Annotated in this window: 1 protein-coding gene; it reads right to left on the bottom strand. The window is 66.1% G+C overall.

Going from position 1 to position 230, the window contains the following annotated elements; translation table 11 throughout:
* The coding region (locus tag LI92_RS21690; protein WP_046322800.1) for a WXG100 family type VII secretion target at positions 1–230 on the bottom strand (230 nt) is incomplete at both ends.

Genomic DNA, 230 nt, shown 5'->3' with positions numbered 1-230 from the left:
TGCTGCTCGTAGTGGTTGGCGTCGCGGATCAAGCCGTCGCGCACGCTGTGCAGCATGGTCACGATGTTGCGGAACGCGGTCTGCATCTGACCCATGGTGTCCATCGACGTCCGCTCCGCCAGACCACCCCAGCCGGCACCGGAGATGTTGGTCGACGACGCCCACATCCGGCGAGCCTCGTCCTCAACGGTCTGCGCGTGCACATCGAACCGGCCGGCCATCGCACGCAT

It is taken from the genome of Mycobacterium sp. UM_Kg1 (genome assembly GCF_000972925.1).
Lineage (GTDB): Bacteria > Actinomycetota > Actinomycetes > Mycobacteriales > Mycobacteriaceae > Mycobacterium > Mycobacterium hiberniae.
Note: the sequence above shows the minus strand (reverse complement) of the source record. Positions and strands in the feature narration are given on the sequence as shown.